The sequence below is a fragment of the Psychrobacter sp. UBA3480 genome (assembly GCF_002377945.1).
In the GTDB taxonomy this organism is placed as follows: Bacteria; Pseudomonadota; Gammaproteobacteria; order Pseudomonadales; family Moraxellaceae; genus Psychrobacter.
In genome coordinates this window covers 1-19640 of record NZ_DFQV01000032.1, presented here as the reverse complement: position 1 = coordinate 19640, position 19640 = coordinate 1, and the positions used below count along the sequence as shown (strand labels likewise).

Sequence of the window (19640 nt, the reverse complement as noted above, 5' to 3'; positions counted from 1 at the left end):
TTGAATAATACTGTCTAAAGCATGCCGTAGGTCATTGATTGTGAAAACTGAGCTTGTGGTTAATGGGCCATCCTAGCTATCGTGCAGTGGCTTCATATCAGATATTGGGCCACCCTTGCTTTATTTCATAAGTTGTATCATTGTTTGTAATAATAATGAAGTGATTTTTTATATTGAATGCATATTTTATTTGTTCATCACTGCATTTTTGATTAGGAATTATTGACGAAAGCTATAAGTACAAAGGGCTAAGACTTATACCAGTACCAATAATTCTGGGCATCAAGTATCCAGTCTTTCAACCCAGCTTTCAACTGTTCCATTGTTGGCTAATTGCAACCAGCGATATCCTGGTAATGCATACTCATCATAAGAGAAATCATCTTCATAAGGTTTGAACTGATAGCAGGTCGATGGCGTGCTATACACCGTGACGCCTTGGCGCAGTCGAACTTGCTCTTGGTGAGTATGGCCACTGATCACTACTTGTAGCTGTTCAAATGGCGCCATATGCTGCCAAAAACTCTCAGTGTTTTCTGCCATATGGGTATCAATCCAGTCAGAATCAACTGGAACAATATGATGGTGTAGGGCGATTAATGCGGGCTTATCACAGGTGCTGAGTCTCTCACATAACCAGTTGATATCAGTGGGCGTGATCTCGCCTGCGACCTTACCAGAAATGGATGAGTCTAATAACAACAGTTGCCAGTATTCAGTCTCAATGACATGACGACTTAACAAACGTGAGTCAGCAGGTTGAGCGACAAGCTCTCGTTGAAAAAATGGCAAGTCTTTACCATTTTCATCCGTTACATCATGATTACCAGCAATACAAGCAAAAGGAATCTGGGTCGCCTGTAATACAGTAAAGATATGATCGTAAATTGAGGACTTTACTCGATTAACCAAGTCACCGGTCACAATAATCAGATCACAGCGAATATCTTCACTAAGCGCCTGTTGGAGAACCGCTTCAAAACTATGCTGACAAGTCACGTCATCACTATAGGCATTATTCTCATCAACAAAGACAGGCGTCGACAAATGCAAATCAGTAATCTGTAAAATATTTATTGTTTGGTCGGAGGTGCTTAACTTATTGGCAGGATAGTTTGGCATTGGTTCAGTCCCTTATCGAATCACAACAATAAGTATTGTTAGCGCGAGTATGGATAAATGAGCTACTATTTTTCACTGGGTATTTACAATTATCATCAATCTACTATAAAAGAGCACAGCGTTTGTCTGGAGCTTACTTTGACTCTAATCAACGATATTTATACTATCAACTAGTAATAGCAAATTTAAAGTCTAGAGCCACCTTATAGTATTATCGAGCTAAAGTATTCATTATATTAATAAAATAAAGTCGAACAAAAAGATAGCGAAAAACAGTCATAATTTATTCATTATAACGTATTTACAGCGACGCTAACTAAAGTTTTATCTTTATTAACTTTGAAAAAATGAGTGCAGTAAAAAATAAAGCAGCTAATATCAAGACGATAGAAAGACCTGTTTGAATATCTAGCCAAATACTACCCCACACACCAAGTGTCACACCCAGTTGAGCGATTATCAACGCTATAATCACCATTTGTTTTGGCGATGCTGACCATAGACGTGCGGTCAGTGCAGGTAGCACTAATAATCCGCTAATTAATAGACTTCCAACCGCTTGTAGTGCAATTGTACAAAACCCTGCCAGTACACCCATAAAAAACAGTCGTTGCCTTGTTGGGTTGATACCTTGAATACGTGCCAATGCTTCATGTGTTGCCAGCTTGATTTGCGCAGGCCAAATGTAGATAAGCAGTCCCAAGCCAGCTAGTACGCTACCAGCAAGCAAAGGCAAATCAGCCCAATCAAGGTCTAGCAAGTTGCCGAATAAAAACCCGAGCACATTGGCCTGTTGGTCAGTCAATTGGGTCAAAGCCAGTAAGCCTAAGCACAATAACGACACCGACACGACTGCCAATACAGCATCCACTGGCAGACGCTCATCATCAATTAAGACCAGGCCCAGCACGACCATGACACTGACTAATGCAATGCCGATACCCATTGGCAGTTGCCACCACACAGCCAAAGCCACACCTAACAACGTGCCATGGGCTAAGGCATCAGCGAAGAATGCCATGCGCCGCCACAATACCAAGCAACCTAACGGCGCTGATAATAACGCTAATATACTGCCAGCGATCCAAGCAGGCGCAATGATGGCTAACCAAGCAGTCATAATGAATGTCCGTAAAATTTTTTATAAAAGAGTAAAGCCGTATTATTTATATGTTTAATAGTTTTGGCTTTAATGAGCTAGATTTTGGCGATTTTGAGCCTTGATTACTAACGCTATAACTCGCTTGGTGCATGGTGTTCACAGGCATGGGGCTGATGCACGTATGGTTGTTCATAATGATGACCAAATAGCTTTTGAAATTCAGTACTAATAGCCAACTCGCTTGGTTGTCCTTCACAGCAAATATGCTTATTCAAACAAATGACGCGGCGGCTGCCTTTCATGACCCAATGCAAATCGTGAGACACCACCAGCATGGCGCAACGTAAGAAATCAGGCAGCTCGTCAATAAACTGGTATAGCCAAACTTCAGTATCGGGATCGAGACCCTGCATCGGCTCGTCTAAAATAAGCAAGTTGGGTTTGTCTAGTAGCGCTCTGGCCAATAGTACGCGCTGCGTCTCACCACCTGATAAATGCAACATCTGCCGTGACAGTAGATGGGTTAATGATAAGTTATCAAAGATAAACTGCCGCTGCTCGGGGGTTAAACGTTTCTTATCTGCTTGCCCTAACAAATCGCAAACGCGCAGTGGCAATATCGGTGGCACAGCAAATCGCTGCGGTACGTAGCCAAGCTGTAGCGGCTGATGTGCTGTCATAGAGCCATCAGTTGACTCAATCAAACCTAAGATAAGTTTGACTAGCGTTGACTTACCAGCGCCATTGGGACCGATAAGGCTGACCGTCTCATTAACAGCAATGTCGATATCAATATGAGAAAGCAGACGTTGAGGCCCAATATGGTAACTGATATTGTTTAAGCTCAATAATTTGTCAGCATTACTCACAGTACTGCTATTCGCAACAGCAGTATTTGACTGATTAGAAGGTAGGGTAGAGGTATTCATAATATGACAACGCATAGGTAAATAGACAATCGACGAATCATGCTTAAAACGTTTACACAAACTATAGTAGTTCTACTGGCAAGCTTGGCAACGACCGCTAAGCTCAATGACACTACGCTCAACCACAAACCCCACATCTTGCTCGGCAAAGCTCATCATTTCTTGAACGGGTAGGCTGCTGCATTCTTGCACTCGTTGACACTGATCGCAGATCAAAAAGGCGGCTGTATGCTGGGCGCGAGGATGACAGCAAGGAACATAAGCATTGATAGACGTTAATTGATGAATCAACCCTTCAATTAGTAAGAATTCTAAACTGCGATAAACCGTCGGTGGCGCGACATTTTTCGGCGCACGTTTTTTGGTTGTCTTAGTGTCTACTGACAATGTTGGTGAGCTCGCTACTTTTTGAATATCGCTGTCATCAGGTATAGACAGTCTCATTTGCTGCAACTGAGTGATTAGGTCGTAAGCGCCAACGGGCTGATCTGCCTCTAAGACCAATTGGTATATCTGCTGACGCAAAGGCGTAAATCGCGCGCCATTTAGACGGCAATGCTCTTTAGCTGCTGCTAAGCGTTCATGAACATCATGCGGAGTCAGATCTTGCACATCATGCAAATGTTCGCAGATCGATGAAGTAATAGACATGGTACAAGCTCCTAAAAATAGCATGGTAATCGCATGACGTTTTTTATGATAGCGTTTTTTATTGTTATAGTATAACATACTAAAACAAGAACCGAGTGAATTGTCTTATAGTAGTCTTATATATCTACCCTTTTTACAGGAGTGGGGCAGGACACTATGACTTATACTTTCGTTATCCAACAATGCTATCTAACAATAAAAGAGCTTACTATGAACGCTGTTTTTACTTACTCCGTACGTTCGCTTATCACATTACAGCGCTTGCTAATAACAGGACTGATAGTCCTAGGAACTTTCACACTGAATGCACAAGCTGCAACGGTCAGTGTTAGTAATTATCCGCTATTCTTGTTAAGTGAAGCAGTAACAGAAGGCGCGCCATCAGCCAATCGACTATTGCAAGCGGGGGAGGTGGGTCATCATGGTAGTATCAGCCCTGGTGATATCAAGGCAATCAAAGACAGCAAGTTCGTGGTATGGTTCGGTGAGCCGCTAGAAAACAATCTAGCAGCAAGTCTAAAAACAGCCCCAAATGCCATTGCTTTATTTGAGTTTGATGCATTCAATCGTCATCCATTACGTGATGTAAAGGGCGACGCTATCGCGGGTACACTAGATCCACATATTTGGTTAGACCCTGAAAATGCCAAAGCCATTACCCGTGCATTGGCTGTGATTCATAGCCATGCCAATCCGCAATATAAAGATCTATACCAAGCCAACGCGAAAAAATTTGCACAGCAACTAGATAAAGAAGTTACTGCATTTGAGCAAAGCTCTATTCAGAGTGCCTCAAAAACACGACCTTATTGGGCCTATCACGATGCTTATCAATATATCGAAGACAGCGTACACTTAACGCTCGTCGGTAGCCTTAGCGTAGATCATCATCTCTCACCCAAAGCAAGCCAACTCCGTTGGTTGAATGAGCAGCGCCCAGCCAAGAAAATGTGTTTGGTTAGTCCAAGTGAGCCAGCAAAAGGCTTACTTGCAAAGTTACAACCAGTGAAGAGCACGGTACAACCAGAAGATATGAGTAGTAGCGATGATTTTATCAGCGGTTGGCAGAGTATGGCCAAGCAGATATATCAATGTATCTCATAATGTAATCAAGAACAGCAATTTGCTAGGATTGTTTGAGTTGGTTGTATAGCTTCGCTTCAAGCATTTATTACAGACTGCATAATATAATAATCTTAGCAAAATGCGTTAGGTGACTGATAAAAGTCATATTTTACTTGCTTAATAGTTACGCTCTACCTATAATAAGTAGCGTTTTATTTTGGCCGAAAGGTAATGCCTGTAGAGTAAGTCATTCACGGATAAAATTATCATAAGTATGATATATTGTCCCAATGCTGTAAGGGCTATAGGAATACCGATGACCAAGCCTGCCAAACGCACGCAAAAAGACAAGATTGGCATCTATATTAAACGACAAGCATGGATACTATTTATCCTTATTATCATTGCTTGGATAGTAGATACTATTTGGCTACATAGTGAGCTTACGATAGCAAAAAGCGCTGCAATTGGTGCGCTACTAAGTTTTATCACTCAAGCAGTATTTGCGTTTTTTATTTTTTGGTACACCGGATATCGCGCGCGCCAACATATCGTTAGCCAGCTATATCGGGGTCAAATGTCAAAATGGTTATTGACCGTGTTTGGTTTTGCACTAATTTTTATTACCGTACAACCCCTATCTGCGCCAGCGCTGTTTATCGGTTTTATGGTAATGCAAATTAGTCACAGTTGGATGTTGTGGCATATACGCTAGCGCTAATAAATGATCGCTAAACAGATGGTTTATTAATAGTACTGGCAAGTCACCCTGCCGTCCAGCTTCTCTATGACTAGTTCGAAAAGTCGAAGCACAACGCTGTCTTAGGATAGCACCAGTGATTATAAAGACCGCACTATGAGTCTCAATGTTAGACGTAGTATGCAGTGAGAGGGTAGGGGTTATTCAACTATCTGTATTGCTGATAATTAGAGTACTGTTATCTAATTATGGTTAGTAGCTATATTAGCAAGTAAAACTGGTGGCTAACTTATTCATACAGTGGATAAAAAAATCACAATTGACTTTACACGAATACAACGCTGCATTAATATAGGCGGCTAAATATTTTGCTTATAAGCGCTACATTAAGCGCCGATCGTAAAAAACGGTCAGTGGGCAAGCACATATATAATAATTTTGCGTATAAAAATGCAAGGGCTATTACTGAGTTATCATAAGCCCTTTTTTGATAGCTAAAATTTATCTCACGCTATCAAATACTGCATATTAGTAATAGAACTATGGGTTGGATGTTGTTGGTTACATGAGTGATTTAGTACGGTTTATTTGTCTGCTTAATAGCAAGATAGATATAAATACTACACCTCATCAGATGACAACCATATTTTTGGTAGTTGATTAAATCGTTGATTAATAAGAAGCTTACATTATGGCATCCGAGCAAACATCATCAGAATATATCTCTCACCACTTAACGAATTGGACGTATGGCTATCTGCCGGGCGAAGGTTGGAAAGTTGCTCATACTGCTGAAGAAGCAGGGGCAATGGGCTTTAACGCTATCCATCTTGATTCTATGCTATGGTCGATTGGTCTAGGTATCTTATTTTGCGCCGTCTTTTGGATGGTTGCCAAAAAAGTCACTTCAGGCGTGCCAGGAAAAACTCAGGCAGCAGTTGAGATGATCGTTGAGTTTGTTGATAACAACGTTCGTGATTCATACAGTGGTACATCAAAACTGATTGCGCCATTGGCGTTGACCATTTTTGTCTGGATCTTTTTGATGAACTTGATGGATTTGATACCTGTTGATTTCATTCCAGGTATTGCTGGGCAAATCGGTGCCGCTATGGGCCATGATCCACATCATGTTTTCTTTAAGATTGTTCCAACGACTGATCCTAACATCACGCTTGGCATGTCGTTCTCTGTCTTTGCACTGATTATCTTTTATAGCATTAAAGAAAAAGGTTTGGGCGGCTTTATCGGTGAGTTAACACTACATCCGTTTGGCGCCAAAAACCCAATCGTACAAGCGATTTTGATTCCCATCAACTTCATCCTAGAAGCAGTTACTCTAATAGCCAAACCTGTATCACTTGGTTTGCGTCTATTCGGCAACATGTATGCTGGGGAATTGATTTTCATACTGATTGCTCTAATGCCGTTTTGGATTCAATGGGCGTTATCGGTACCGTGGGCTATCTTCCACATCTTAGTTATTACACTTCAAGCGTTCGTATTCATGATGCTGACGATAGTTTACATGTCGCTTGCATCATCAACTGAACATTAATTAGACATTCAATAGGTAAATGAGGATACATCAATGGATCCAGTATTAGGTGGTTACACAGTTATCGCAGTAGCACTACTTATCGGTCTTGGCGCACTTGGCACAGGTATTGGTTTTGCTATTCTAGGTGGAAAATTCTTAGAAGGCGTTGCGCGTCAACCAGAGCTTGGCTCACAATTGCAAACTCGTATGTTCATCGTAGCAGGTCTTCTTGATGCTATTCCGATGATCGGTGTTGGTATTGCTATGCTATTGTTGTTCGCTAACCCTCTAGCAGGTTAATCCGAAAGCTCAGTTGTAAATGTTTGGTATTCGGAGACTTTCTATCAAATATAGTCAAGATTTGACTACCAAACATGATCAATGAAACTGATTTTTCATTAACAAAGAGGTGATCACGTGAATATCAATTTTACCCTCGTCGGTCAAGCCATTGCTTTTGCAATATTTGTGATTTTTTGCATGAAATTCGTGTGGCCACCACTTATCGGTGCCATCAATGAGCGTCAGCGTAAAATTGCTGAAGGTCTGAATGCCGCAGAAAAAGCAAAAGCAGATTTGGCGACCGCGGAGCAAAATGTCCAGCAGGAACTTGATCTTGCAAAGACCAAGGCTGCCGCTCTAATCGAGCAAGCGAACAAGAGTGCCAATCAGCTCGTCGAAGATGCAAAATCGCAAGCCCAAGCGGAAGGCGAGCGCATTCGTCAACAAGCGCAAGCATCTATCGATCAAGAAATCAATCAAGCGCGTGAATCATTACGTGCCCAAGTTGCTGAACTGGCTGTACTTGGTGCAGAGAAGATTTTGCAAGACAAAGTCGATGTGCAAAAACATGCCAGTATGTTAGACCAACTGGCGGCGAAGCTGTAATTGTGAGGATATAATGGCTGACTTATCAACCTTAGCACGACCGTACGCTAAAGCCGCGTTTGACTATGCCAACGAAAACGGCGCAGTCAACGAGTGGGAAAACTTCTTACTTGTTGCTAGCACTGTTGTCAATGACAAGTCGTTCAGTACTTGGCTAGACAATCCAGCTGTTTCTGCTGAGCATAAGTCAGCTGCTTTGGTCGATCTTTATGATACGCAAGTAGCTAGCGCTAATGATTCTGCTTTCAAGCAGTTATTAAGCGAAGCTCAAGGGACTAGCCTTGACAGTAACGTAAGCTATCCAAAAGTATCAGTAGCACTTAGTAACTTCGTTAAACAGTTATCAGAACAAGAGCGTCTGGCGCTGCTTCCTGAAGTTTATGAGCATTATCGCCGTCACAAGGCAATAAGCTTAAAGCAGCTTGACGCATATGTGACCTCTGCCTACCCATTGACTGATGAACAGCGTCAAACGCTACAAACGCGTCTTGCTGCCTCGCTAAATGCTAGTGTAGTGATTCACGAATCAGTTGATCCAAGTCTATTGGCAGGCGCTACAATCAAAGTCGGTGACAAAGTCATTGATGATTCGATGCGCGGCAAGTTACAACAGTTAAAAACACAGCTAACTGCCTAATGCCAATCATCAATATAGTCAAATATTGGCTGTATGATTATAAGAGCAATTAAGTCAGTGGGCGGGTTATCATAAATTAAAGGAAACAAGGCAATGCAACAATTGAATCCAGCGGAAATCAGTAACCTGATTAAGCAGCGTATTCAAGACCTTGATGCGGGTGCAACTGCAAAGAATGAAGGCACGATTGTCAAAGTATCTGACGGTATCGTGCAGATTCATGGTCTTGAAGATGCCATGTACGGCGAAATGATTGAGTTTGAAGGCGAAATCTACGGAATGGCTCTAAACTTAGAGCGTGATTCTGTTGGCGCGGTAGTACTTGGTGATTACCTAAAGCTGCAAGAAGGTCAAAAAGCCTATTGTACTGGTCGTATTCTTGAAGTACCAGTAGGTCCTGAGCTGTTAGGCCGTGTTGTTGATGCTTTGGGTAATCCTATTGATGGCAAAGGTCCTATCGATGCCAAGATGACTGATAAAGTCGAAAAGATCGCTCCAGGCGTTATCGACCGTCAATCAGTAGATCAACCAGTAATGACTGGTTATAAAGCCGTTGATACCATGATTCCAATCGGTCGTGGTCAGCGTGAGCTTATCATTGGTGACCGTCAGACTGGTAAAACAGCGATGGCTATCGATGCGATCATCGCACAGAAAGCGTCAGGCATTAAATGTGTATACGTGGCTATCGGACAGAAACGTTCGACTATCGCTAACGTAGTACGTAAGCTTGAGCAAACTGGCGCACTAGAATATACCACTGTTGTGGTTGCTTCAGCATCAGAGCCTGCAGCACTTCAGTATATCGCACCGTACTCAGGTTGTACGATGGGCGAATACTTCCGTGACCGCGGCGAAGACGCACTGATTGTATTTGATGACTTATCAAAGCAAGCAGTTGCTTATCGTCAGATTTCACTACTATTACGTCGTCCGCCAGGTCGTGAAGCTTATCCTGGTGACGTATTCTATTTACATTCACGCCTACTTGAGCGTGCATCACGTGTAAATGCTGATTACGTAGAAAAGTTCACTAACGGTGAAGTGAAAGGTAAAACTGGTTCTTTAACCGCTCTACCAATCATTGAAACACAAGCTGGTGATGTATCTGCATTCGTACCAACCAACGTGATTTCGATCACTGATGGTCAGATCTTCCTAGAGTCTAGTTTATTCGCCTCAGGTATCCGTCCAGCAGTAAACGCTGGTATCTCGGTATCTCGTGTTGGTGGTGCCGCTCAGACTAAGATCATCAAAAAGCTATCTGGTGGTATTCGTACCGCTCTAGCTCAGTATCGTGAACTAGCAGCATTCGCTCAGTTCGCATCAGATCTTGATGACGCAACTCGCGAGCAGCTTGATCATGGTGAGCGTGTGACTGAATTGATGAAGCAGAAGCAGTATCAGCCGATGTCAATCTCTGAGCAAGCAGCCGTTATCTATGCTTCAAACGAAGGCTTCTTAGCTGACGTACCTGTCGAAAAGATTGGTTCTTTCGAAGAAGCGTACCTACGTTATATGCATGATGAGCAAAGTGAATTGATGCGTGAGATTGATGACACTGCGAACTACAATGATGATATCGCAGGTCGTTTAAAGTCATCTCTAGAGACCTTTAAACAAAATCACAGTTATTAATTTAACGGGTTAAGCCGAATTGGTTATAACTGTAGCTTAGAGCTGATAAAGTGGCGCGTTGTCTGACCAGATATTTGCGCCACTGTTTTAACCATTATCGGTATTAGATCGCGTAATGCCACAAGATATAAAATGTTATTCTGTAGGATTGATGTTGTATATCAAACGATTGTCGCATGCGCCAATGCTTTTTAACCCTCTTATATTGGAATCATTATGGCAAGCTTAAAAGAGATACGTGCCAAAGTCACCAGTATTAAAAGCACCCAGAAAATTACTCGTGCTATGCAAATGGTAGCGGCAAGTAAAATGCGCCGTGCGCAAGAGCGCATGGAAGTGGGTCGCCCGTATGCTGATAGTATGCGCCGGGTTATTTCACATTTGGTGCATGCCTCATCAGACTACAAACATCCGTATATGGTATCGCGTCCAGTCAATAAGGTTGGCTATATTGTCATTACCTCTGACCGTGGCCTAGCGGGTGGTTTGAATATTAACTTATTCAAAGCCCTAACTAAAAGTATCCAAGATTATCAAGATCAGTCTGTACAAGCTGAGTTTGCAGTCATCGGTGCCAAAGGTGTGAGTTTCTTTAAAAACTTTGGTGGTAAAGTTACATCGGCTGTGACCGATTATGGCGATAAACCAACGTTTGAACAATTAAATGCACCGGTTCAAGCTATGCTTGAAGACTATAGTAACGGCAATATTGACCGTATCTATGTGGTCTATAACCGATTCATCAATGCGATGACTCAGAAACCAACAGTCAATCAGTTGGTTCCTCTACCAGAGCAGTCATTTGATGATGAAGACAGTGGTCTACAGACAGAACTTAGCTGGGATTATATCTACGAGCCTGACATCAAGACGTTAATTGATGAATTGCTTGGTCGCTATATTGAGTCGATTGTTTATCAAGCGGTAATGGAAAACATTGCCTCTGAGCAGTCTTCACGTATGGTTGCGATGAAAGCAGCAACAGATAATGCTGGTGACCTTATTAACGATTTACAGTTGGTTTATAACAAGCTGCGTCAAGCGGCGATTACCCGAGAAATCTCGGAAATCGTTGGCGGTGCTGCTGCTGTTTCATAATTGACTACACCTATATATAGAAGTTCAAGGAGAACGCAATGAGTAGCGGTCGTATTGTACAGATTATTGGCGCGGTTCTTGACGTTGAGTTCAACCGTAATGAAGTTCCTCAAATTTTTGATGCCTTGCAAGTAGACGGTACCGAAACTACCCTAGAAGTACAGCAACAGCTAGGTGACGGTATCGTACGTACTATTGCAATGGGTTCAACCGAAGGTTTAAAGCGTAACCTACCTGTTACTAATACTGGTGCACCTATTTCTGTGCCTGTAGGTACTGGTACGCTAGGTCGCATCATGGATGTTCTTGGTCGTCCTATCGATGAAGAAGGTCCTGTTGTTGCTGACGAAAAATGGTCTATCCACCGTGAAGCACCAAGCTACGCGGATCAGTCAAACAGCACTGAGCTACTAGAGACTGGTATTAAAGTTATCGATCTACTTTGCCCGTTCGCTAAAGGCGGTAAAGTTGGTCTGTTTGGTGGTGCTGGTGTTGGTAAAACCGTTAACATGATGGAGCTGATCAACAACATCGCTCTAAAACATGAAGGTTTGTCAGTATTTGCTGGTGTTGGTGAGCGTACTCGTGAAGGTAACGATTTCTATCACGAAATGCAGGAAGCTGGCGTTGTAAACACTGAAGACTTCAGTAAGTCTAAAGTAGCAATGGTATATGGCCAGATGAATGAGCCACCGGGTAACCGTTTACGTGTTGCACTGTCTGGTTTGACCATGGCTGAGTACTTCCGTGATACCAAAGATCCTGTTACTGGCAAAGGTCGTGACGTACTATTGTTTGTTGATAACATCTACCGTTATACACTAGCGGGTACAGAAGTATCAGCACTACTTGGTCGTATGCCATCAGCGGTTGGTTATCAGCCAACACTAGCTGAAGAGATGGGATTACTACAAGAACGTATTACGTCAACTCAGTCAGGCTCTATTACTTCAGTTCAGGCGGTATACGTACCTGCGGATGATTTGACCGATCCATCACCTGCTACAACGTTTGCTCACTTGGATGCAACAGTTGTACTAAGCCGTGATATCGCATCACAAGGTATCTATCCTGCGGTTGATCCATTGGATTCAACATCACGTCAGCTAGATCCACAAGTAATCGGTGAAGATCATTACAATGTTGCTCGTGGTGTTCAGGAAGTTCTACAGCGTTATAAAGAGCTTAAAGACATCATCGCTATCTTGGGTATGGATGAGTTATCAGAAGAAGATAAACTGGTTGTTTATCGTGCTCGTAAGATTCAGCGCTTCTTGTCTCAGCCATTCCACGTAGCTGAAGTCTTCACTGGTGCACCTGGTAAATACGTACCACTACGCGATACCATTGCTAGCTTTAAAGCAATCATCGCTGGTGAATACGATGACCTACCAGAGCAAGCGTTCTACATGGCTGGTAGCATCGATGAAGTAGTCGCTAAAGCTGAAAAAATGAAGTCTAAGTCAGCGTAAGTTGTATAAGCATAAGCTAACGAGTAGATATAATATAAACCTTGTATCTACTCTTCAGTAACGCATCGCAGTTTTACTGTTTTTTGATCGCGCTTTGATGGTAAGGAATTAAGTATGGCAACGTTACAATGTCGCGTCGTAAGTGCTCGTGAAGAGTTGTATTCAGGCGAAATTAGCATGTTAATAGCTACTGGTACCGAAGGCGAGATTGGTGTATTGCCAGGTCACACACCGCTTATTACTTTGCTAAAGCCAGGTGCAATGCGAGTGCAAACACCAAACGGTGAAGAAGAAGTAATTTACGTCTCAGGTGGTGTACTAGAAGTACAGCCTAAGATGGTTACGGTATTGGCTGATACAGCTATGCGTGCACACAATCTTGACGAAAGCAAAATCGTCGAAGCACGTAAAAAAGCTGAGCAAATGCTAGTTAACCAGTCTGATACGCTACAAACCAATGCGGCTTTGGCCTCACTTGCAGAGTCAGTAGGACAATTACAGACTATTCGTAAGTACAAAAACCGCGCGTAATTTATTACTGATAGCTATAGCTAATCATTTAGAGTTATCGCTAGAAGTAATGATAAAAAGACAGTCCATTATATGGGCTGTTTTTTTATGTCTATTCATTATGAAATTAACTGTTCTGCAGTAAATAGACGTGGTTATCATTTGTCTATTATTTGTGGCAGTCCAATCTATTCTCAAGAAAAATCTTTTATTATCAATGAATCATCCTCCATTGGAATTTTCTTAAAAAGACACTGGCGACAACGGTAATATATGGTTATATTAGACATAACGTATTATAAGTAACGAGCAGTAACTGTACGCGATAACGTTGGCTCGATGGTTTGGGTAATTAGCAAACGATAGATAATACAAATTGCGATGTACTAACGAAGTAATTGGTGTAATTTCTGGACGCAAACTAAAGTTTTGATAGGGGTAGTTTATAGGTTTTGTTACCGACTATCAGCTATAGTACAGGAAGCTGATAATTTAATAGTATACTGTGCTACCAAGTTTGTAACAGCTATACGAACATCAATTGTGCCACTATATGGTGCTATTAATTTTACCGCTCTTACTTTTACTGCTTTTAAATTAGATGTATTAGAGGATATAACAATGACAACGAATGAAGAAGACAACACCCCCCGAATCTTGATTGTTGAAGATGATGAGCGTCTGGCCATGCTGACTCAAGATTACTTGGTCAAAAATGGTTTAGAAGTGGCAATTGAAACTGATGGTAATCGTGCTATTCGCCGTATCGTCAATGAGCAGCCAGATATGGTTGTACTTGATGTTATGCTACCTGGTAGCGATGGTTTGACCGTATGCCGTGAAGTACGCCCGCATTATCAAAATCCAATTTTGATGTTGACTGCACGTACTGAAGACATGGATCAGGTATTGGGTCTTGAGATGGGTGCTGACGATTATGTTGCCAAGCCTGCTCAGCCACGTGTATTGCTTGCCCGTATTCGTGCGCTACTGCGCCGCTCAGAAAATGCACCATCAGAAGATGTGCCGCAACGTCTAGAGTTTGGCGAGTTAGTCATTGATAACGGTGGCCGTTCAGTTAACCTAGGTGATGAGTTGGTTGATTTCACCAGTGCTGAATATGATTTACTATGGTTGCTTGCTTCTAACGCAGGTCGTATTCTATCTCGTGAAGATATCTTTGAGCGTCTACGCGGTATTGAGTATGATGGTCAAGATCGTTCAATTGACGTACGTATCTCACGTATTCGTCCAAAAATCGGTGATGATCCAGAAAATCCAAAGCGTATTAAGACCGTACGTAGTAAAGGCTATCTATTCGTAAAAGAAGGCAACTAATATTGTTGCTTCTATAGGTTGATTAATTATTAATCACTATTCGAAAAAACCAGCAACGATGCTGGTTTTTTTGTGGCTAAATTTTAATTTTTAAACTTAAATGCAGTGTTATGTGGTTTAATTAACCCATTATTATAGACGCTGACTAAATATATGTCATACATATAAGTCTTTGGATGATTGCTGCATATGAATTAAAATGCGGTAATTAAAAGTCAAAGTTAAAGTCTACCCCTATTCGATCATGTTCGATATCGTCAAACACATAGCACTACCTATATGTTTGATGATATTAGCAATCTCTATTTATTAAGTTGGTCACGGCACGTATGTCATTAGTCTCTTCTTTAAAACACAGTATTTTTGTTCGTATCTATGCTGGGCTACTTATAGTCTGCTTGTGTGTGGCACTCTTTGCGCAGTTATTGATGGATACCATCAATAAGGAGCGTGTGCAGTCCTATCGTGAAAATATGGCAATGGGGGCGTTCCATTTGGTGAGTGAAGGAATTGCTCACCAAAATAGCGAGGAAGAGCGTGAATATTGGCTATCAGATGCGAGTAGTTTATTTGGTACTACTTTTAAAGTCTTGTCTATTGACGAAGTAGACTTTAGTGCCAGTGAGCTACGCCGTTTTAAAAATGATAATACCGTTGTACGTTATTTTAACCAGCCTGTATATGCAGATGTTTATTATCGCTTACCGGACAACAAGAGTGTGTTAACAGCGAGAATCTCTCAAGTTACCGAACAGCAAGTGCGGGCAATCGCGGTCTTTTTGTTAGATGATTTGTCTTATCACATGACACTATCGGACAAGCGCGCACGTTTGGCTGAATTGGAGAAGAAGTTTTCTTTTCCTTTAGCATTCAAAGCAGTCAATACGCTTGAGTTAGATTCAGATCAGATGGCTCGTCTGCGCCGTGACGAAGTCGTCATATCACTACAAGATACTAACAGTAGTACGAGTAACTCTGCGATTAGGGTAGTGGTACCATCCGAAATCAATGATATGGCAATTTTGATTGGGCCTATACCTTTATTTAACTGGTTCCCACTTAACTTAATTATTAGTATGATTCTTATTAGCATGTTCCTAATTAGCTTAGGTGTATATGCGCTCATCTTCCCGCTTGAACGTAAGCTACAATTGATTCAGGTAGGTGTCAATGAGGTCAGTCAAGGTAACCTTGATATTCAAGTACAGGTTATTGGTCAAGATGAAATAGCGCGTTTGTCAGCGACTTTTAATGCCATGACCTCGCATATTAAGCGTTTGATTGAATCACAGCGCGAGCTTACCCGAGCGGTCTCACATGAGCTTCGTACGCCAGTGGCTCGTATTCGATTTGCCGTAGATATGCTTGCTGATACAGATGACGAAGACTCACGTTTTATGCAGCGTGACTATATTGATGAAGATATTGAATCGCTTAATGGTTTGATTGATGAAATTTTGACCTATGCTAAGCTTGAGGAAGGGTCACCAAAGTTAGATTTAGAACCAGTAAACTTAAGAGAGCTGTTAGAGCAGATCGAGCGCGAAACCAATGCGCTAGGTAAACCTATCAAAATAGTAACCAGTTTACCAAATGCAAAAGTAACAGCAGTGGCAGATAGACGCTACTTACACCGTGTGATTCAAAATCTTGCAGGTAATGCATTACGCTATGCAGAAACAACCATTATCATTAGTGCAGGTGTCAAAAAAGGCAATGCCTTCGTTAGTGTCGAAGATGATGGACATGGTATTCCTGAAGCAGATCGCGAAAAAGTATTCATTCCATTCTCACGCTTAGATGACAGCCGTACACGCGCGTCAGGTGGCTATGGCCTAGGCTTGTCTATTGTATCGCGTATTGCCTTTTGGTTTAATGGTAGTATGAAGGTAGATGAGAGTCGTGAGTTAGGCGGTGCAAGGTTCGTGATGACGTGGCCTATTAAACCATTGACGCAAATTCTTGCTGCTGATGAATTGACGCAGGAGAAAAGCGAGCGCGACTTCGATACTAAGTTGTCAGATTAGACCAAGTTATAGGGCTAAGCTATAAGAGCAAGCTATCAGACTAAATCATCAGACTAAATTATCAGGCTAGGCCATAATTATTAGTCATGATACTAAAGACAATCAGCGCCATTTTAATGGTATAACAGGATACAGATTTATAGCTAGGTGACGCGCTCGTCGCTATTTTTAAGACAGTTGGACAATGTCATAGGAGGGCATAGGATGCCATATTTATTTGGTGGCTTGGTAGTGTTGAATGCCATTACGCTAGGCTATTATTTATTCTTAAAACAGCCATCAACGACCCAAACACTACAAGCAGCTCAGGCTGAAATTACCCAGCCACTAGCTTTTACTAACAGTGCTGAGTATATTCCGCCGGCTATTGGTAGCAAAGACTAGCGTTGACCTCTTTGCTTATTCAGATTAAAGTCTCATTGCTATTTTGAATTTGGCATCGTACTGTCTACCTCAGATACCTTTTCTACGTCAGCCGCCAATGTAGTATCTCCAGCGACTTTAGAGAGTAGGGGAATGCGTACGCATACTTGTAGCCCACCTTCAGGGTGGTTAATGGCTTCGACGGTACCATGATGTAATCGTGCAATACGATCAACAATCGCAAGACCTAGTCCGCTACCTTGAGTAGTCCGTGCCGTCTCTCCACGTTCAAACGGTTGCATAATCCGCTCTAATTGATCGTCAGCGACGCCATCACCGCAATCTCGTACACAAATCACTAACTGTTCTTGAGCTTCTTTGTTCACCACATTTTCGCTGACCACATCCGTATCTTCGTCTTCGACAGTTTCTATAAATGTTGGTACAACCGTCGCCGATAAATAAATAGGTGGCTTTCCATAACGATTGGCATTATTGACCAAGTTGATAATCAGACGCTTGATGGATAATGGACGTACGGGAACGACCTTGTCGCATTCTGACTCATATACAAACTTCATGGGTGCAAACTGCACCATGATTTCGTTAAATATAGTGTCTAGATTGGTCAAACTGACTGGCTCATCAGAACCGTCTTTCATAAATGAGATGAACTGCTCTAAAATGGCATCCATATCCTCAATATCGTAAATCAGCCCTTCCCGAAAGAAGTCATCTGGTAGCATCTCTGCGGTCAAGCGCATACGTGTCAATGGTGTCCGCAAATCATGTGAGATGCCGGCAAGCATGATTGTTCGCTCTTTTTGCGCCTGATTTAAGGTCGTGAACAGTCGGTTAAACGCCATATTAACTTGACGTATTTCTGTGGGGCCTTTTTGCGTTGGCAGTGTGGTTGCATGACCAAGCCTAATATAGTTAGTAGCTGCCCGCTGTAAGTAGCGTAGGGGGCGATTTAATTGACGCGCTAATAGAATAATCGTTAATAGCGATAGGATAGGCAGTCCGATCAAAAATAGCACCAATAACGTCGGGCTATATTGTGAATAGTAAACGACTGGCTCACGCACCCAAAAACTGTCATCACGGCTATCTTGTACCCATAGCTGCGGTGTTGGCTTAAATTTAAAATAAACCTCTACAGGACGACCAAGCTGCGCACCGATTTCACGTTGTAGTACGTCAGTAAAAAAGCTCACGAATGGCTTATCAGCGACTTCTGGGAAGTCGCTCGGATTGTTTACCACGACGACATGAGAGTGCTGGTAAATCCATTGGCGTACTTCGGGACGACCTTGCCAGTCTTTATTAACGCTATTGATCAGCTGCAACTCACTCGTTAAATAGCGTGCATGGTTTTTTAACTCTGGCAGATACAGACTGCGCCAAAAGAACAGAATTGATAAGCTCACACTGATAAGCACGATAAAGGCAACCATCAAGGTCGTTAGCCAAGTATTGGAATAAGAGCGTGGCAGCCAACCTTTACGACGCGGCTTTGGGTTTGGAGAGATCATATGTGTCCAACAGAGTAAAAGAAAAGTTAGTGTGATATAGCGTGTAGCTCTCTAAATACGATTGCCTTAAGGCTAGTCTGTGCATCAATCTATAGCGGTATATCATAGAATAGCATAATCAATAAATAGTACTGATACAGTATGCAATCGACGAGCGAGCCAGATAGTTATTGGAATAGATGTAAAGTTAAGCTTAAGGATAAATGTATTTAGGAATCATCTATTTTTTAGAGAAGGCGATAGTAATCTATAGAATCTAAAGAAAAACTTTAAAAATAAGCCATTATTATCAGTTATATTTTACTTAAGTCGACATTTAAGCTATTGTTAATAAATAATTAAATATGCACAGTTTATGTTTTCAACAAATAAAGACTGTGATATAATTATGCCCTTTTTGGTATACCTGCGAAAGAGAGAATTCACATGGTTGTTATTCGTTTAGCACGGGGCGGTGCCAAGAAACGCCCATTTTATCAAGTAGTTGTTGCTGATCAACGCCGCGCGCGTGACGGTCGCTATATTGAAAACATCGGCTTTTTTAACCCACTCGCTAAAGAGTCTGAAGAAGCAGTACGCCTAAATATGGAAGCGTACAATGCGTGGATCGCAAAAGGTGCACAACCTTCAGATCGCGTTGCTTCATTAGCAAAAGCTTACAACAAGTCTGCAGCTCAAACTGAAGCAACTGCTTAAGTTTTGGTTGTTACTGAGACGTTCGTAGCACAACTATGATATGACTCAGTAGACTTTAGAATACATAGCGTAACTGGTCTGACCAGGGTGCGCCATTAACTGTTTATCGCTTTTGACGCAATTGTTTTTGCAATTGCTGTTTTAATCATTGTTAGGTTAGCTGCTATGTCATCTGTTCCAAACGCTAGTGCCCTTATGAAAATTGGTCAGCTTAAGAAGCCTTACGGCATTAAAGGCTGGCTTTGGGTATTCAGTGATACGGATGACCGTACAGCAATATTCGACATGAAGCCGTGGTGGATGAAAACTGCCACTGGCATGAAACCTTT

19 protein-coding genes and 1 pseudogene are annotated in these 19640 nt (G+C 42.0%); 15 read left to right on the top strand and 5 right to left on the bottom strand.

Translation table 11 applies throughout. From position 1 onward, the window contains the following. Window positions 1–282 precede the first annotated feature (282 nt). The 4 genes from B2863_RS12570 to B2863_RS12555 form a co-directional block, all read right to left on the bottom strand. Complete coding sequence (locus tag B2863_RS12570) at window positions 283–1122, bottom strand: metallophosphoesterase (RefSeq protein ID WP_296211209.1); 840 nt, start codon at window positions 1120–1122, stop codon at window positions 283–285. A 316-nt stretch (window positions 1123–1438) separates the two neighbouring features. Further along, window positions 1439–2242 carry a metal ABC transporter permease gene (locus tag B2863_RS12565; protein ID WP_296211208.1) on the bottom strand — a complete coding sequence of 268 codons (804 nt, stop codon included), beginning with the start codon at window positions 2240–2242 and terminating at the stop codon, window positions 1439–1441. A 113-nt stretch (window positions 2243–2355) separates the two neighbouring features. Then, the gene (locus B2863_RS12560; RefSeq protein WP_296211205.1) at window positions 2356–3153 is read right to left on the bottom strand and encodes a metal ABC transporter ATP-binding protein; all 798 of its coding nucleotides are present in this window, start codon (window positions 3151–3153) and stop codon (window positions 2356–2358) included. A 72-nt stretch (window positions 3154–3225) separates the two neighbouring features. Further along, on the bottom strand, window positions 3226–3804 hold the full coding sequence (locus B2863_RS12555; RefSeq protein ID WP_296211202.1) for a Fur family transcriptional regulator: 579 nt from the start codon (window positions 3802–3804) through the stop codon (window positions 3226–3228). A gap of 210 nt (window positions 3805–4014) precedes the next feature. Between B2863_RS12555 and B2863_RS12550 the strand changes: the two genes are divergently transcribed. From B2863_RS12550 to B2863_RS12490, 13 genes are all read left to right on the top strand, one after another. Then, window positions 4015–4908 carry a metal ABC transporter solute-binding protein, Zn/Mn family gene (locus tag B2863_RS12550; protein WP_296211200.1) on the top strand — a complete coding sequence of 298 codons (894 nt, stop codon included), beginning with the start codon at window positions 4015–4017 and terminating at the stop codon, window positions 4906–4908. Between the two features lie 277 nt (window positions 4909–5185). After that, window positions 5186–5584, top strand: coding sequence for an ATP synthase subunit I (locus B2863_RS12545; protein ID WP_102093133.1), 399 nt, complete (start codon window positions 5186–5188; stop codon window positions 5582–5584). A 676-nt stretch (window positions 5585–6260) separates the two neighbouring features. Next, window positions 6261–7127 carry a F0F1 ATP synthase subunit A gene (gene atpB, locus B2863_RS12540; RefSeq protein WP_101205957.1) on the top strand — a complete coding sequence of 289 codons (867 nt, stop codon included), beginning with the start codon at window positions 6261–6263 and terminating at the stop codon, window positions 7125–7127. 33 nt (window positions 7128–7160) lie between these two features. Further along, window positions 7161–7409 (top strand): F0F1 ATP synthase subunit C, encoded by a 249-nt coding sequence (atpE, locus tag B2863_RS12535; RefSeq protein WP_010197960.1) that lies wholly within the window; start codon window positions 7161–7163, stop codon window positions 7407–7409. Window positions 7410–7526: 117 nt separating this feature from the next. Then, the gene (locus tag B2863_RS12530) at window positions 7527–7997 is read left to right on the top strand and encodes a F0F1 ATP synthase subunit B (protein WP_101205956.1); all 471 of its coding nucleotides are present in this window, start codon (window positions 7527–7529) and stop codon (window positions 7995–7997) included. A 13-nt stretch (window positions 7998–8010) separates the two neighbouring features. After that, a complete protein-coding gene (locus B2863_RS12525; RefSeq protein ID WP_057762004.1) occupies window positions 8011–8634 on the top strand; it encodes a F0F1 ATP synthase subunit delta in 624 nt (207 codons plus the stop codon). A 93-nt stretch (window positions 8635–8727) separates the two neighbouring features. Beyond that, a complete protein-coding gene (gene atpA / locus B2863_RS12520) occupies window positions 8728–10272 on the top strand; it encodes a F0F1 ATP synthase subunit alpha (RefSeq protein ID WP_057762002.1) in 1545 nt (514 codons plus the stop codon). 216 nt (window positions 10273–10488) lie between these two features. Beyond that, window positions 10489–11370: a F0F1 ATP synthase subunit gamma gene (gene atpG, locus B2863_RS12515; protein ID WP_057762000.1), complete on the top strand. Its 882-nt coding sequence runs from the start codon at window positions 10489–10491 to the stop codon at window positions 11368–11370. A 38-nt stretch (window positions 11371–11408) separates the two neighbouring features. After that, the gene (gene atpD, locus B2863_RS12510; protein WP_057761998.1) at window positions 11409–12842 is read left to right on the top strand and encodes a F0F1 ATP synthase subunit beta; all 1434 of its coding nucleotides are present in this window, start codon (window positions 11409–11411) and stop codon (window positions 12840–12842) included. Between the two features lie 114 nt (window positions 12843–12956). Then, window positions 12957–13373 (top strand): F0F1 ATP synthase subunit epsilon, encoded by a 417-nt coding sequence (locus B2863_RS12505; protein WP_057761996.1) that lies wholly within the window; start codon window positions 12957–12959, stop codon window positions 13371–13373. Between the two features lie 600 nt (window positions 13374–13973). Then, window positions 13974–14690: a response regulator gene (locus B2863_RS12500; protein ID WP_057761994.1), complete on the top strand. Its 717-nt coding sequence runs from the start codon at window positions 13974–13976 to the stop codon at window positions 14688–14690. A 329-nt stretch (window positions 14691–15019) separates the two neighbouring features. Then, window positions 15020–16717: an ATP-binding protein gene (locus B2863_RS12495; protein WP_296211194.1), complete on the top strand. Its 1698-nt coding sequence runs from the start codon at window positions 15020–15022 to the stop codon at window positions 16715–16717. 204 nt (window positions 16718–16921) lie between these two features. Next, on the top strand, window positions 16922–17101 hold the full coding sequence (locus B2863_RS12490) for a hypothetical protein (protein WP_201548390.1): 180 nt from the start codon (window positions 16922–16924) through the stop codon (window positions 17099–17101). A 38-nt stretch (window positions 17102–17139) separates the two neighbouring features. Here the strand turns inward: B2863_RS12490 and B2863_RS12485 are convergent, their stop codons facing one another. Next, on the bottom strand, window positions 17140–18615 hold the full coding sequence (locus B2863_RS12485) for an ATP-binding protein (protein ID WP_296211187.1): 1476 nt from the start codon (window positions 18613–18615) through the stop codon (window positions 17140–17142). A 426-nt stretch (window positions 18616–19041) separates the two neighbouring features. On the opposite strand from B2863_RS12485, the gene rpsP reads away from it, so the two are divergent. Beyond that, window positions 19042–19311: a 30S ribosomal protein S16 gene (rpsP, locus tag B2863_RS12480; RefSeq protein ID WP_021812802.1), complete on the top strand. Its 270-nt coding sequence runs from the start codon at window positions 19042–19044 to the stop codon at window positions 19309–19311. A 165-nt stretch (window positions 19312–19476) separates the two neighbouring features. Next, window positions 19477–19640: pseudogene (locus B2863_RS12475) on the top strand (ribosome maturation factor RimM); the annotation flags it as partial.